This window comes from Conyzicola lurida (assembly GCF_014204935.1).
GTDB classification, from domain to species: domain Bacteria; phylum Actinomycetota; class Actinomycetes; order Actinomycetales; family Microbacteriaceae; genus Conyzicola; species Conyzicola lurida.
The window spans coordinates 486679-500072 of the sequence record NZ_JACHMJ010000001.1; the positions used below are offsets into that span (position 1 = coordinate 486679).

The window sequence follows — 13394 nt, forward strand, 5'->3', positions numbered from 1 at the left end:
CCAAGAACAGGTCCCATCGTGACAGACAGCACCACCAGCACCACGGCAACGCCGGTCCGCCCGGCCGAGAGCGCGCGCCTGCGCCGCATGCACATGCCCGAGCGCGCCGCCGTCATCGGCACCTCCGTGCGCGAAGCCGACCGCGCCCTCAACCTCAACGGCGGCGGCGGGGGACTCCTCGACACCACCCACTTCGACACCGTCCGCTTCCCGCCGCCCGCGTGGGCAAAGGACGTCATCAACTCCGTCATCGAGGACGGCGAGAAGGCGTATACCCCCTACCGCGGCAACCCCGAGGTGCTCGCCTCGCTGACCGCCCCCGTCTCCGAGTTCCTCGGCACCGACGTCACGGTCGCCAACCTCGCGCTCACCCCCGGCACCCAGGCCGGCCTGTTCACCACCCTCTCCGCGATCATCGACGAGGGCGATCTCGTTATGCTCGCCGACCCCGAGTACGTATTCGCCGAGCGCATGCTCGCTTTCCTCGGGGCCCGCGTCGTGCGGATCCCGCTGACCTTCCACGACGCGGAGCCGACCTTCGACCTCGACGCCGTCGAGGCGCTGCTGCCCGAGAAGCCCGTGCTGTTCATGTACTCGAACCCGAACAACCCCACCGGGTCGGTCTTCACCGAGGCGACGATCGAACGCCTCGCCGAACTGTCGCAGCGCGGCGGGTTCCGCGTGCTCGCCGACGAGCTGTACTCGCGTCTCGTCTACGAGGACGTCACGTTCACCCACATGCTGTCGATCCCCGGCATGAGCGACCGCTGCATCACCATGCTCGGCCCGTCCAAGACGGAGTCGCTCAGCGGCTACCGCCTCGGCGTCGTCGTCGGCCCGCCCGACGTGATGGAGGCCGTCGAGCAGACGCTCGCCGCCACCTCGCTGCGCGCACCCGCCTACGCCCAGCACCTGCTGAGCCACTGGCTCGTCGAGGACGAGGAGTTCGTCGCCGATCGCATCCTCGACCTGGCCGCGCTCCGCGACCTCACCCTCGAGAAGCTGCGCACCGTTCCCGGCCTCACCATGACCCCGCAGGGCGGCACCGCCTATCTGTTCGTCGACACGAGCGCGCTCGGCGTCAGCGACCAGGAGGTCGCCAAGGCCCTGCAGCAGGAGGCCGGCGTCATCGTCTCGCCCGGCTACCAGTTCGGTCCCACCGGAGTCGGCCACTTCCGCGTCTGCTACGCCCGCGACGAGGCCGAATGGGCTCTCGCGCTCGACCGCATGGTCGCCAGCCTCTCCGCGATCGCGGAGCGACAGGGCGTGACCGCGTGAGCGGCGCGACCCCGGTGGTCACGACGCAGGCTCCCGCCCCGGCCGGCCCGTACAGCCAAGCGATCCTCGCCGGCGGCTTCGTGTTCATCGCCGGCCAGACGCCCAAGCTGCTCGACGGCACGCGGCTCCTCGACCGCCCGTTCGACGAGCAGGTGCGCCAGACGATGGAGAACCTCAGAGCCGTCGCCGTCGCGTCGGGCGGAACTCTCGCCGACGCCGTCAAGGTCAACGTCTTCCTCCGCCCCGGCTGCGACGTCGCCGCCTTCAACGCGATCTACGAGACGTACGTCTCGCACCCGCTTCCGGCCCGCATCACGACGATCTCCGACCTCGCCGTGGGCGACGTCGAGATCGACGCCGTGCTCTGGCTCGGCTGATCCCCACGATTTCCACCCGCACCACACCCTTCCACCCAACTAGGAGCACACAGATGAAATTCAGGACCCGGTTGGCTAGCGTCGCGCTCGTCGCGACCGCAAGCCTCCTGCTCGCCGCATGCGCGCCGAGTGACTCCAGCACGTCCGGCGACAGCGAGACCCCCGTCGCGGGAGGCACGCTCAGCTACGCGATCGCCGCCCAGCCCGGCACCGGCGGACTCGACCCGATCGTGGCGTCGAACGCCGCGAGCAACGGCTACCTCTCGCAGATCTACGAAACCCTCCTCGTGAAGAACGACGAGGGCGAGATCGAGCCCGGCCTCGCCGAGAGCTACGAGCAGCTCGACGACCTGAACTACACCTTCACCCTGCGTGACGGCGTCGAGTTCAGCGACGGCACCCCGCTCACCGTCCAGGACGTCGTCTACAGCTTCAACACCTGGCTCGCGTCGACCAGCACCCGCAAGCAGTTCCTCGCCGGCGTCGACACGATCACCGCCATCGACGACAAGACGGTGCAGTTCACCTTCTCGACCGTCAACGCCACGTTCCTCAACGCCGTCTCCAGCCGCACCACGTTCTACATCCTGAACGAGGCGTGGTACTCGGCTCTCACCCCCGACGAGCGCCAGCGCCAGGCGCTCGGCACCGGAGCCTTCGCGCTCGACAGCTGGACCGACAACGTGTCGCTCAGCCTCGTCAAGAACGAGAACTACTGGCAGGAAGGCCTGCCCTACCTCGACGGAATCGACTTCCAGATCGTTCCCGACGAGACCGCCCGTCTCGCGCTCACGCAGCAGGGCTCGACGGATGTCGCATCCTTCACCGATGCGGCAGTGGCCAACCAGGCCGCCGACGCCGGGTACACCGTGGGAGACGCTAGCTACACCCGCAAGATCAGCATCTACATCAACCCGACGACCGGCCCGCTCGCCGACCTGAACGTGCGTCGCGCGCTGTCGCTCTCGCTCGACCGCGACCAGATCGTCGACCTCGCAGCCGGCGGCAGCGGAGCTGTCTCCCTCACCGTCGTCGTCGGCGACCCGGCGTCCACGACGCCCGACGCCGACACCCCGTACTACACGCGGGACATCGACGCGGCGAAGGAACTCCTCGAAGAGGCCGGACAGCCGAACCCGACGATCCAACTCTCCTACCCCAGCGACTACACCCCCGAGGACATTCCCGTCTTCGAGGTCATGAAGGAGCAGGCGGCCGAGGCCGGCATCAACATCGAGCTCGTCGCCACCCCGTGGGCCGACATCTCGCGCATCTTCACCTACGGCGAGAGCTGGACCGACATGGTCGCCATCTGGAACGTCGTGAACGTCGACCCGGCCGGCTACTTCAACCAGTTCCTGCTCGACGAGGGCCAGATGGCCTACTTCGACGGGAACCCGGACGCCGACGAGGCCCGCGCCCTCCACCAGGAACTGCAGACCACGACCGACCCCGAGACCCGCGCCGAGCTCACGGTGGCCCTGGACAACGAGGTGGCCGACAAGGTCATCAAGCTGATCCCGCTCGCCAAGGCGCAGCTCATCGAGGTCTGGGACGACACGAAGATCGGCGGCTACTCCACCGATCCGTACAGCTCCCGCTGGAAGCTCAAAGAGCTCTACCTCAAGTAGCAATACCCCGCAGTAACCGCGCAACGTGGCCGGGAGACATCCTCTCCCGGCCACGGTGCGTATCCACAATCAACCAGTCGACAACGACGCAAGTTCTCAGGAGACGACCATGGTGAGATATATCGCCAGACGCATCGGAGAAGCGGTCTTCGTGCTCTTCGTACTGTCCGTGCTCGTCTTCCTGATGGTGCGGATCATGCCGGGAGACCCGGCAGCCGCCTTCATGGACCCGAGCAACCCCGACCCCTCGGTGCGGGCGGAGATCTACGCGCAGCTCGGCCTCGACCGGCCGTGGTTCGTGCAGTACTTCAGCTGGATCGGCGGCATCTTCACCGGCGACTTCGGCCGATCTCTCACCCAGCCGTACACGGTGGGCGAGCAACTCGCCACGCGCTTCCCGGTCAGCCTCGAGCTCGGCGTGATGGCGACCATCATCGGCGTCGCCCTCGGAATCCCGATCGGCATCGCCTCGGCCGTGCGCCGCGGCAAGCTCGTCGACAACGGCTCGCGCATCCTCACGTTCCTCCTCCTCTCGGTGCCGCCCTTCCTCGTCGGAACCGTTCTGCTGCTGATCAACTCGCGCACCACCAAGTTCCGCCTGCTCGGGTTCGTCACGTTCGAAGACGACCCGGTCGGCCACTTCACCAAGCTCCTGCTCCCGGCGCTGCTGCTCAGCCTCGGACTGCTGGCGCTCGTCGCCCGGTACACCCGCGGCATGCTGCTCGACACGTTCAGCCAGGACTACATCCGCACCGCGCGCGCCAAGGGCGTGCTCGGCAACGGCATCGTCACCGGCCACGCCCTGCGCAACGCGATGGCGCCCGTTATGACGGTGGTTGGCGTGCAGCTCGCGTCGCTCATCGGCGGCACGGTGATCATGGAGAACGTCTTCGCCCTGCCCGGCATGGGCAGCCTGCTCATCAACGCCGTGAACACGAGCGACTACACGACCATCCAGGCCTGCGTGCTCATCATCGGCGCCCTCTACGTCGCGATCAGCCTGATCGTCGACCTCCTCTATCCGCTTGTCGACCCGAGAATCCGCGTGGTGCGCTCATGACCGTGACAGTGAAGCAGAAGTCCCCGCGCGCGGGGCGCACGAAGGTGGCCACCGAGCTCAAGCTCGGTCTCGGCATCCTCGTGTTCATTTTCGTCGCGTCGGTCGTGGCCGCCGCGTTCCCGCCGTTCTCTCCCACCGCGATCGGCGACGACCCGTTCGCCCTTCCGGGCGGAGAGCACCTGCTCGGCACCGACAACCTCGGGCGCGACACCTTCACGCGCCTGTTCATCGCGGCGGGCACGACGCTGATGATCTCGGCCGCGGCGACGCTCATCTCCGCGGTCTGCGGAACGGCGCTCGGCCTGATCGCGGGCTACCGGGGCGGCATCGTCGATTCGATCATCATGCGCGGCTCGGACGTGCTGCTCGCCATCCCCGCCATCCTCATGGCACTCATCGTGCGCGTCATCATCGGGCCGGGCATCATCCCGCTCATCATCGCCATGGGCATCATCTACACGCCCACCTTCGCGAGGGTCATGCGCGCGCCGGTGCTCGCCATGCGCGACCGCGACTTCATCGTCGCCGCCCAGCTCGCCGGGACCCCGGCGCCGATCATCGCGATCAAGCACATGCTGCCGAACGCGCTCACCCCGCTCATGGTGCAGGCCGCCGTCACGGCGTCCGAGGCCGTGCTGCTCGAGGCCGGACTGAGCTACCTCGGCCAAGGCGTGCAGCCGCCGAACCCCTCGGTCGGCATGATGATCAGCGAGTTCCAGAAGTACGTGCAGGACAGCCCGCTGCTCGTCATCCTGCCGGGCATCGTCATCGTGGCGATCGCTGCCGGCTGGAACCTCATCGCCGACGGCCTGCAGCGCACGTTCTCGCCGCGTCAGCGCGACACGTTCGAGTTCCTCCTCCCGCGCCAGCCGATCTGGCGCCGCATGCTCAACCCGTTCATCGGAGCGGGCCGGCCGGCGAAGAACGGCCTGGTCGACACCAAGAAGGGCCTGAAATGACCGCCCCCGCACTCCAGATCGACAACCTGTCCATCGGCTACGGCGCCGCCCTCGCCGTCGACGGCGTGAGCATCACGGTGCAGCCGGGCGAGATCGTCGGCGTCATCGGCGAATCCGGCAGCGGAAAGTCGACCATCGCCATGGCCGCCCTCGGCCTGCTGCCCTCCTACGCCGAGGTCTCCGCCGACCGTTTCGACATCGACGGCGTCAGCACCATCGGCCTCGATGAGACCGCCTGGTCGCAGATCCGCGGCATGGACGCGTCGATGATCTTCCAAGAGCCGATGTCGGCGCTCAACCCGAGCATGACCGTCGGCGCGCAGATCGCCGAGGCGCTCACCATCCACGGTGTGACGGCGAAGAACGACGCACGTGCGAAGACCTTCGAGCTGCTCAACCTCGTGCATATGCCGAGCCCCGAGGTCCGCATGCGCCAGTACCCGTTCCAGCTCTCGGGCGGCCAGCGCCAGCGCGTCATGATCGCCATGGCGATGGCCGCGTCGCCGAAGCTGCTCGTCGCCGACGAGCCGACCACGGCGCTCGACGTGACGGTGCAGGCGCAGATCCTCGACCTCATCGTCGAACTGCGCAACCGTACCGACATGGGCGTGCTGATCATCTCGCACGACCTCGGCGTCATCGGCCAGCTCTGCGACCGCGTCTTCGTGATGTACCGCGGTCGCGTGGTCGAGTCGGGCGTCACGCAGCAGGTGCTCACCGCCCCGCAGCACCCCTACACCGTCGCCCTGCTGGAGAGCGTGCTCGCCGGCCAGCAGGCGCCGCGCACAATGCTCCCGACGATCCGCGCCGACATTCTGGACGCCGACCCGGCCGCCACGGTCGACGACGTCATCGAGGTGCACGAGGCGCCCGTCGTGGCCGCGGCCCGTCCCGAGCCCCGCGCCGACGACGTGATCGTGCGCTTCGACTCGATCGTCAAAGACTTCACCACCCGCGGCAACGTCATCCGCGCCGTCGACGACGTGTCGCTCGAGATCCGTCGCGGCGAGACGTTCGGCGTCGTGGGGGAGTCCGGGTCCGGCAAGTCGACCCTGTCGCGCATCGGAACGCTGATCGAGCGCCCTACCTCGGGCACGATCACGTTCGACGGCATCGACGTCACCCATGCGAGCGGCCGTGCGCTGCGCCAGTTCCGGTCGAAGATCCAGGTGGTCTTCCAAGACCCGAACGACTCGCTCGACCCGCGCTACTCGGTCTTCCGCTCGGTCGCCGAGCCGCTGCGCACCCTCAAGCTGTCGCGTGACGAGACGTACGAGCGTGTCATCGCCTCGCTCGAGAGCGTCGGTCTGTCCGGCGACACCGCGCGACGCCTGCCGCACGAGTTCTCGGGCGGCCAGCGCCAGCGCATCGCCATCGCCCGCGCGATGGTCACGAACCCCGAGTTCGTCGTGCTCGACGAGGCGACGAGTGCGCTCGACGTGTCGGTGCAGGCGCAGATCCTCAACCTGCTGCTCGAACTGCAGGAGCGCACCGGGGTGACCTACCTGTTCATCTCGCACAACCTCGCGGTCGTACGTCACCTCGCGCAGCGCATGGCGGTGATGCGCGGCGGCAAGATCGTCGAGGTCGGCGACTCCGAAGCGGTGTTCACCGACCCGCAGGACGAGTACACCCAGCGACTCCTCGAGTCGATCCCCAAGCTCGCTGCGGTCTAGACCGCAGCGCGACGAAGGGCCCCGGAGCTGTGTCCGGGGCCCTTTGGCGTGCGCGTCGCGCGGCCGTTCACGGCTCGCAAGCCATGACGTGCGCCGGCTGGCCAGTTCGGCACGGCGCGTCGCGCGCGCATGCCGCACCAACTGGCCAGCTGGCATGCGAGGCCGCACCTCACCCCCGCCGGCTGGCCGGTTGGGCACGGTCGGGTCGCCAGCCGGTCGCGCGAACCGGCCAGCTGGCAATTACCCCGTCGAGGGCCTAGAAGGGGCGCGCCGAAACCGGGATCGCGCCCTGTGCCTCGAGCGCGAGAGCCAGCCGCAGAGCGAGGTCGTCGGTGTCGGCGGCGGTGATCACCTGCAACCCGATGGGAGCACCGTTGGCGCCGATACCGACGGGCACGGTGACGGATGGCGCACCCGCCAGGTTCGCGATGCGGGTCAGTGGCGCGACCGCGGCCACCCCTTCGTACACCTGTCCCTGTACCTTCGTGGGCGGCGGTCCCTCGGCGGGGATCTCGGTGGTGGAGAGCGTCGGAGCGATGACCACGTCGACGCGCTCGAACCACTCGGCGATCTCCCTGCGCAGCTGGCGGCGACGCTGCTGGAAGCGGCCGTACTCCTGCATGGTGATCGCGCCGGTCTTCTGCAGGCGGGCGGTGAAGTAGTCGCTGAAGATCTCGGCGTTGGCCTCGGTGTCGCCGAATTCGAACAGCGACCACGGGTCGGCCGAGCCCGCGCCGACGAAGATCTCGTTCGCGCCCGCGTCGAGTTCGATCACGTCGTCGAGTTCGACCAGTCCCTCGTCGGCCACGAGACGGTCGACGGCGGCGCGGCAGGCCGCTGCGACCTCGTCGGTGGCACCGGCGTTGTCGAGGTAGGGCACGTAGGTCACGCGCAGGCCACGTAGATCGATGGCGGGCAGTGCGGGCTCGAGCTTGCGCTGGGGCACCGCGGCCGAGAACTGGTCGCCCGCGATCGGGCCCGACATGATGTCGACGAGGCGCACAGTGTCGAGCACGTCCCAGGTGAGCACGCCGACCGTCGAGGTCTGTGAGAGCGCGCGGTCGCGTTCCGGCACCACGCCGAAGGTGGTCTTGTAGCCGATCAGCCCGGTGATCGACGCGGGGATGCGGATCGACCCGCCGCCGTCCGAACCGGTGGCGAACGGGACCATTCCGCTCGCGACCGCCGACGCGGATCCGCCACTCGAACCTCCGGGGGTGATGCCGGTGTTCCACGGGTTGCGCGTGGTGCCGGTCGCGTCGCTCTCGGTGAGCAGGCCGCTCGCGAACTCGGGGGTCGCCGTCTTGCCGATCGGGATGGCGCCGGCAGCGCGCAGCCGCGCGACGTAGGGTTCGTCGCGCGCTGCGGCCGCGGCATCCTTGTGAAGGAGGCTGCCGTATCTGGTGGGCATGCCGGCGCAGTCCTGGGTGTCTTTGACGGCGAACGGGACGCCGGCGAGCGGGCCGAGCTCCTCGCCCCGTGCGACGGCGGCGTCGACGGCCCGGGCCGCGGCCTCGGCCGAGTCCCAGTCGAGGTAGACGAAGGCGACGAGTTCGTCGTTCAGCGCTTCGACCCGACGGCGGCTGACCGCGAGCAGGTCGACCGCGGAGATGCGGCCCGCGCGGATGTCGGCGGCCAGGTCGAAGGTGGTCGTGCGTTGGATCAGGTCGTCGGCGAGTGCCACGGTGCTCATTTCAGGGAGGTTGTGCGGTGATCAGTAGCCTGCGGTGCGCTCGTAGACGTGGGCGAGCTCCGCCCCGTCGAGGTAGCGGCGCAGGTTGTCGACGAAGATGTCGGTGATGAGGCCGTTCTCCGCGTCGACGGTGGAGGCGGAGTGCGGGGAGACGATGACGTTGTCGAGTTCCCAGAAGGGCGAGTCGGCGGGCAGCGGTTCGGTGGCGAACACGTCGAGCGCGGCACCGCCGAGGCGGCCGGACTGCAGAGCCTCGAGCATGGCCGGCTCGTCGATGACACCGCCGCGGGCGATGTTGACGAGGATGGCGCCCTCGGGAAGCAGGCCGATGCGCTCCCGGGTGATCATGCCGTTGGTCTCGTCGGTCAGCGGCATGCAGAGAACGATCGCGTCGACCGTAGGCAGCAGCGCGTCCATGTCCGCGACGCTGGCGAGGGTCCCGGCTTCGGGCAGGTCGTAGCTGCGCCCGTCGCGGCCGATGGCGACGGTGTCGACGCCGAGGGCGGTGAGGCTGCCCACGGTGCGCTTGCCCACGTGGCCGAGCCCCACGACCATGACGCGCTTCCCCGCGAGCTGGCGCGTGGTGTAGCGCTGCCAGTGGTGCCTCGCCTTGGTGGCGGTCAGCAGCGGTACCTCTTTGATGAAGTGCAGGATGCCGGTGAGGGCGAATTCCGCGAGCGGGATCTCGTGCACGCCGGACGCCGTGGTGAACACGATGTCGCTGGTCCCGAGGTCTGTCTTGGTGACGAACTGCCCGATGCCCGAGCTGGTGCCCTGCACCCACTTCAGGTTCGGGGCGTTCTGGGGGAGCTTGGCCGGTTCGAACCAGTCGAAGTCGAAGGCGACTTCGGCCTGCGCCAACATCGCGCGCCAGCGGGCCTCGCCGTCGGCGTCGAGAACCGGGTGGCGGCCCTTGTGGTCGGCGACGTACTGCGACGCGGGGATGAGTGCGGGGTCGTGCAGCACACGCACCCGCGGGTCGACGGCCGCGATGCGCTGCACGTGTTCCGGCTCGAGGGGCGAGGCGATGAGGACATTGACGGGGTCGGGCGAGGTCACGGTGGTTCCTTGGGGCTCGAGGTGCGGTGCTAGCGGGCGGGAGTGTGGAGCGTGCCGCCCGACATGACCAGCCGGATGTTGCGCAGGCTGCGCAGGTCGGTCAGGGGGTCACCGTCGACGGCGATCAGGTCGGCGGAGAGACCGGCCCGAACCCTGCCCGTCTGGTCGCCGAGACCGTGGTGGTCGGCGGCGCGGCTCGTGGCGGAGAGGATCGTGTCCATGGCGGAGGGGCCGCACTCCGAGATGAGGGCCATCTCTTCGGCGATGCCGTCGAACGGGGTGCGGTGCCAGCCGGCGTCGGTACCGGTGACGAAGTTGACGCCGGCGAGCTGCAGGCGGCGGAACTGTTCCATGCCGTTGTCGAACTTGCGCTGCCAGCCCGCGATCGCGTCGGCCGGGCCGCCCGTGTCGACGAGGTGGTCGAGGATGAACTTGCGCACGGAAACCGTCGGGCTCACGTAGATGCCCGAGCGCGCCATCCGGTCTGCCATCTCTTCGTCGAATTCGCTGGCACCTCGGCCGTCTTTCGCGAAGCCCGCGTGTTCGATCTGGTCGGCGCCGGCGGTGATCGCCATGCCGATCGCGACCGAGCTGAGGCAGTGCACGGTGACCTTGCGCTCGCGGGAGTGCGCTTCGTCGACAATCGCGTTCAGTTCGTCCTGCGAGTAGGCGGGCATCCACGGCCGCGTGTTCGGGGTGCCGCCGCCGGTGCCCATGACCTTGATCCAGTCCGCGCCGGCCTTGACGAGCTCGCGCACGCGGCGGCGCACGCCGTCGACGCCGTCGGCTTCGCCACCGAAGAACCAGCAGTGCCCGCCGGTGATCGTGACGGGAGGGCCGCAGAGCAGCATGCGCGGGCCGGACGCCCAGCCGCGCTCGACCGCGCGTCGCAGGTCGAACGCGGTGTCGCGGTACGAGCCGGTGTCGCGCACGGTGGTGATTCCGCCGGAGAGAGCGATGCTCGCGGCGCTCGCCGAAGCGGCGACGAGCGCGCCGGCCGGCTCGAGCACGGCCTGCTCGGCGGGGGTCGCGTCGGCGGCGAGGTTGAGGTGCACGTGCGAGTCGATGAGCCCTGGAAGCACGGTGTGCGCGCGGTGGTCGAGCACGGTCGTCGCCGACTCGATGGCACGGGCCGCCGCATCGCCGGTCAGCACACTCTCGATGCGGCCGCCGCGCACGACGACGGTCGCATCGGCCAGTGGCGCGTCGCCCGAGCCGTCGATCAGCCGGCCGGCGCGGACGACGGTCAGGTCTGCGGCGCTCATTGGGCGGGGGAGGAGGGGGCGGTCTCGTCGGTGAGAGTCGGGAAGTTGGCGCGGTCGGCGATCGGGTAGGTGAGCACGAGGCGGTCGTATGCGCCCGAGGCGTGGGCACGGATCTCGGCCACCGCTTTCGCGACGTCGCCGGAACGGATGTACTCGAGCAGCTGCGTGTGCTCGGCCACGGCGATCGTCAGGTAGTCGCGGTTCGCCGCCGCGCGGGTGAGCAAAAACAGGAGCATCTGCGAGCGGATGGTGTTCCAGGCGTTGGTGAGGCGGTCGTGCTTGGCGGCCTGGTAGATGCCGTCGTGGAACTTGATGTCGAGCTGGGTGAGCCGGTGCTCGTCGTTGGCGGCGACCGCGGCTTCCATCTCGCGGATCACCGATTCGAGCTGGGCGAGGTCTTCGGCGGTGGCGTGCGTCGCGGCCCGCTCGATCGCGAAGGTCTCGAGGGTGGTACGTAGCGTGGTGAGCTCGAGCAGGTCGCTGACCGAGAGCTTGACGACGGAGGCACCGCGGTGCAGCTCGGTGGAGACGAGTCCCTCCTGGCGGAGCAGCACGAGCGCCTCGCGAACCGGGCCGCGGCTCACGTCGAGCTGGTGCGCGATCTCCGCTTCGCCGAGGCGGTCGCCCACCTTGAAGACACCGTCGAAAATGGCTTGGCGGATGCTCTCGACCACTTCTTCGGAGAGGCCCGCGCGTTTGGCGGGACGGAATCCGGGCATTGCAGTCGTCACGTTTCCTCCGCTGAGTTTTTTGTTAACAATTTGCAATCTAGCAGGATGACGCGGGGCAGTCCAATCTGCGAGTGGCGTGGCGCGGGCGCGGAGGGTCGTGGAAGCCGCATCGTGATCGGCGGCAAAATGCTGTTGCCGCCCGTCGGGAGGGACATTTTGCCGCCGATCACGCGTCGCCGGAGCCGATGGCGGCGTAACTGCTCGCGGATTGAGCCGGTCGAAATCCTGTCGAACGGGGTTTCGACAGGCTCAACCCGCCCAAGAGGCTCAACCCGCCTCAGGAACGCCTAAGACGGCTGAATAGGGATCGGCGCCGTGTCGGGCAGCGACGTCAGTTCGCGGCCGCGCAGGTCGGGGTGCCAGCTGCGCAGTAGCAGCGGGATGAGGAAGCCGACGAAGGCGAGCGAGGCCGCGATGGCGAATCCGCCGATTGCCCCGTTCGCGTCGATGAGGAAGCCCGCGAGCGCCGACCCCATGGCCGCGCCGATCAACTGGCCCGTGCCGACCCAGCCGTACGCCTCGGCGGTGTCGCTGAACTTCACGGTCGCCGAGACGATCGCGAACATCACCGCCAGGGCGGGGGCGATGCCGATGCCGGCGATGAACAGCGCGATCGCGAGCCACCAGAAGTCGAGCGAGGCGAGGGTCAGAGCCATTCCGGTGAAGACCGCGAACATGCGACGCGCCATAGCCCAGGGTCCGACGGGCAGGTGCCCGAGGGCGAGGCCGCCGGCGAGCGAGCCGAACGCGAAGACCGCGAGGATGATGCCCGACTCGGCGCCGTGGTCGCCGAACGTGGCGACGACGCTCGCCTCGACCGCCGAGCACGCGCCGATCAGTAGGAAGCCGGTGATCGTGGAGAGCAGCACGGCGGGTTTCTTCAGCACGACCCCGAGACGGCGCTTGCTGCGCGGGATGCGCACTCGCCCGACCTCGGGCGAGAGGATGAACCAGAGCCCGCCGCCGACCATGAGGAATCCGGCGAGCACGATCGCGAGCGTGGTGGAAATCTGCACGGCGACGAACGTCGTGATCACGGGCCCGGCGACCCAGATGATCTCCTGCGCCGAGGCGTCGAGGGAGAACAGCGGGGTGAGCTGCTTCGAGTTGACGAGCTTGGGGTAGATGGTGCGCACGGCCGGCTGGATCGGGGGAGTCGACAACCCGCCGATGAACCCGACGACCATGTACAGCCACACCGGCATCACGATGAACGCCATGCAGAAGATCGAGAGGGTACAGACCACCATCGTGAGCACGAGCACCTTGCGCATGGTCCAGCGGCCCATCCAGCGGCTGGTGAGCGGGCCGGCGATCGCCTGGCCGATGCTGGTCGCGGCGAGCACGAGCCCCGCGGCGCCGTACGAGTCGTGGATGCGCTCGATGTGCAGCAGGTACGCGAGCGAGAGCATTCCCGAGGGGAAGCGTGCGGTTAACTGCGCAGCGATGATCCGGGCTACCCCCGGCGTTTTCAACAGACTTGCGTAGCTACTCACCGACCCAGTCTAGGGAGTTGCCGCGGCATCCCGCCCCTCTCTGGGGGTTGCAGAAACGAGTGTCGGATGCCGCGGCTAGCCTGTGGACAAGTCGTACAAGTTATCCACACCTGTGGAGGACACGCCCACTATATGTAGCGCTATGTGCGACGACTGCCACCAATATATA

At 68.6% G+C, this 13394-nt stretch carries 11 protein-coding genes; 6 read left to right on the top strand and 5 right to left on the bottom strand.

The window, feature by feature from the left end:
- Positions 1–18 precede the first annotated feature (18 nt).
- The 6 genes from HD599_RS02410 to HD599_RS02435 all read left to right on the top strand — a co-directional run bounded on the left by HD599_RS02410 (position 19) and on the right by HD599_RS02435 (position 6981).
- On the top strand, positions 19–1278 hold the full coding sequence (locus tag HD599_RS02410; protein ID WP_221420421.1) for an aminotransferase class I/II-fold pyridoxal phosphate-dependent enzyme: 1260 nt from the start codon (positions 19–21) through the stop codon (positions 1276–1278).
- Entirely contained in the window at positions 1275–1655 is a 381-nt protein-coding gene (locus tag HD599_RS02415; protein WP_221420422.1) for a Rid family hydrolase, read from the top strand. The genes HD599_RS02410 and HD599_RS02415 overlap by 4 nt, the downstream gene beginning before the upstream one ends.
- Positions 1656–1708: 53 nt before the next feature.
- Positions 1709–3286, top strand: a complete 1578-nt coding sequence (locus HD599_RS02420) for an ABC transporter substrate-binding protein (protein WP_184233312.1) — start codon at positions 1709–1711, stop codon at positions 3284–3286.
- A gap of 109 nt (positions 3287–3395) precedes the next feature.
- Positions 3396–4346, top strand: coding sequence for an ABC transporter permease (locus HD599_RS02425; protein ID WP_184233314.1), 951 nt, complete (start codon positions 3396–3398; stop codon positions 4344–4346).
- Positions 4343–5305, top strand: a complete 963-nt coding sequence (locus tag HD599_RS02430; protein WP_184233316.1) for an ABC transporter permease — start codon at positions 4343–4345, stop codon at positions 5303–5305. Before HD599_RS02425 ends, HD599_RS02430 begins: the two co-directional genes overlap by 4 nt.
- Positions 5302–6981 carry a dipeptide ABC transporter ATP-binding protein gene (locus tag HD599_RS02435; RefSeq protein ID WP_184233317.1) on the top strand — a complete coding sequence of 560 codons (1680 nt, stop codon included), beginning with the start codon at positions 5302–5304 and terminating at the stop codon, positions 6979–6981. The genes HD599_RS02430 and HD599_RS02435 overlap by 4 nt, the downstream gene beginning before the upstream one ends.
- Before the next feature lie 256 nt (positions 6982–7237).
- Here the strand turns inward: HD599_RS02435 and HD599_RS02440 are convergent, their stop codons facing one another.
- The 5 genes from HD599_RS02440 to HD599_RS02460 form a co-directional block, all read right to left on the bottom strand.
- Positions 7238–8674, bottom strand: a complete 1437-nt coding sequence (locus tag HD599_RS02440) for an amidase (protein WP_184233319.1) — start codon at positions 8672–8674, stop codon at positions 7238–7240.
- A gap of 21 nt (positions 8675–8695) precedes the next feature.
- On the bottom strand, positions 8696–9733 hold the full coding sequence (locus tag HD599_RS02445; protein WP_184233321.1) for an NAD(P)-dependent oxidoreductase: 1038 nt from the start codon (positions 9731–9733) through the stop codon (positions 8696–8698).
- Positions 9734–9762: 29 nt separating this feature from the next.
- A complete protein-coding gene (locus HD599_RS02450; RefSeq protein ID WP_184233323.1) occupies positions 9763–10998 on the bottom strand; it encodes an amidohydrolase family protein in 1236 nt (411 codons plus the stop codon).
- Complete coding sequence (locus tag HD599_RS02455) at positions 10995–11729, bottom strand: FCD domain-containing protein (RefSeq protein ID WP_184233325.1); 735 nt, start codon at positions 11727–11729, stop codon at positions 10995–10997. Before HD599_RS02455 ends, HD599_RS02450 begins: the two co-directional genes overlap by 4 nt.
- Before the next feature lie 287 nt (positions 11730–12016).
- Positions 12017–13225: an MFS transporter gene (locus HD599_RS02460; RefSeq protein ID WP_184233327.1), complete on the bottom strand. Its 1209-nt coding sequence runs from the start codon at positions 13223–13225 to the stop codon at positions 12017–12019.
- Between the last annotated feature and the right edge of the window lie 169 nt (positions 13226–13394).

Coding starts and splice junctions, on each gene's coding strand:
- HD599_RS02420 (WP_184233312.1), top strand. CDS start 1,709: ATGAAATTCAGGACCCGGTTGGCTAGCGTCGCGCTCGTCGCGACCGCA.
- HD599_RS02425 (WP_184233314.1), top strand. CDS start 3,396: ATGGTGAGATATATCGCCAGACGCATCGGAGAAGCGGTCTTCGTGCTC.
- HD599_RS02430 (WP_184233316.1), top strand. CDS start 4,343: ATGACCGTGACAGTGAAGCAGAAGTCCCCGCGCGCGGGGCGCACGAAG.
- HD599_RS02435 (WP_184233317.1), top strand. CDS start 5,302: ATGACCGCCCCCGCACTCCAGATCGACAACCTGTCCATCGGCTACGGC.
- HD599_RS02440 (WP_184233319.1), bottom strand. CDS start 8,674: ATGAGCACCGTGGCACTCGCCGACGACCTGATCCAACGCACGACCACC.
- HD599_RS02450 (WP_184233323.1), bottom strand. CDS start 10,998: ATGAGCGCCGCAGACCTGACCGTCGTCCGCGCCGGCCGGCTGATCGAC.